Below are 1,509 nucleotides of genomic sequence, written 5' to 3' on the forward strand. Positions count from 1 at the left end.
CCGTTATGTTTTTTTGCGGTCCTGCAAGAGGACCGCTGGCCTCCGGGCCCGGCATGACTTTTGCCCCCTGTCGAACGCATGACCTGGGGGGTGGTGTCACCGGGTCTGAGGGGTGCCGTCGGAGACGCTGATGAGAGGTCCGACCGCCGCCTGGCCGGGCGCAATGCCCAGCCGTTCGCGGGCGGCAGGTCTGCATAACGTGGATGCGCGAGAACGGCCCCGACGCCCAGGTCAGCACCGGTATCGAGCGAGTGGGGGCACGGTGATCGACATCAGCGGCGTGGGGGTCTTCCTCGGCCTGGACGTCGGCAAGAGCACACATCACGGCCACGGGCTGACCCCCGCCGGGAAGAAGGTCTTCGACAAGCCCCTGCCCAACAGCGAGCCGAAACTGCGGGCCGTCTTCGAGAAACTGGCCGCGAAGTTCGGCACCGTCCTGGTGATCGTGGACCAGCCCGCCTCCATCGGCGCTCTGCCCCTGACCGTCGCCCGCGATGCGGGCTGCCAGGTCGCCTACCTGCCCGGACTCGCGATGCGGCGGATCGCGGATCTCTACCCGGGCGAGGCCAAGACCGACGCGAAGGACGCCGCGGTGATCGCGGACGCGGCACGGACGATGCCGCACACCCTGCGCTCGCTGGAACTGACCGCCGAGATAACCGCCGAGCTCACCGTGCTCGTGGGCTTCGACCAGGACCTCGCCGCCGAGGCCACCCGCACCTCCAACCGGATACGCGGCCTGCTCACCCAGTTCCACCCCAGCCTGGAACGCGTCCTGGGCCCCCGCCTGGACCACCAGGCCGTCACCTGGCTGCTGGAGCGTCACGGCTCCCCGGCCGCCCTGCGCAAAGCCGGCCGCCGCAGACTGGTCGAACTGATCCGCCCGAAGGCCCCACGCATGGCCACCCGGCTGATCGACGACGTCTTCGACGCGCTCGACGAACAGAGTGTCGTCGTTCCGGGCACTGGCACCCTCGACATCGTGATCCCGTCCCTGGCCCGCTCGCTCGCGGCCGTCCACGAACAACGCCGGGCCCTGGAAGCCCAGATCAACGAGCTGCTGGGGGCCCACCCTCTTTCCCAGGTCCTGACGTCGCTGCCCGGCGTCGGCGTCAGGACCGCCGCAGTTCTCCTGGTCACCGTCGGCGACGGCACCAGCTTCCCCACCGCCGCCCACCTCGCCTCCTACGCCGGCCTCGCCCCGACCACGAAGCAGTCGGGCACTTCCATCCACGGCGAACACGCGCCCAGAGGCGGCAACCGGCAGCTCAAACGCGCGATGTTCCTCTCCGCGTTCGCCGCCCTGCACGACCCCGCCTCCCGCGGCTACTACGACCGCTGCCGGGCCCGCGGAAAGACCCACACCCAGGCCCTCCTCCGCCTCGCCCGGCAGCGCATCAGCGTCCTGTTCGCCATGCTCCGCGACGGCACCTTCTACGAATCACGGCTCCCCGAAGCAGCCACCGCATGACCAGCCGGGCCTTGACGAAGGACATAGAGGCACCCCCC

General features: G+C 70.0%; 1 protein-coding gene. It reads left to right on the forward strand.

From position 1 onward, the window contains the following. Nucleotides 1-262 precede the first annotated feature (262 nt). Nucleotides 263-1,471, forward strand: a complete 1,209-nt coding sequence (locus M8J73_RS44465) for an IS110 family RNA-guided transposase (RefSeq protein ID WP_055539162.1) — start codon at nt 263-265, stop codon at nt 1,469-1,471. Nucleotides 1,472-1,509 lie beyond the last annotated feature (38 nt).

The sequence above is a fragment of the Streptomyces neyagawaensis genome (assembly GCF_023516595.1).
Lineage (GTDB): Bacteria > Actinomycetota > Actinomycetes > Streptomycetales > Streptomycetaceae > Streptomyces > Streptomyces neyagawaensis.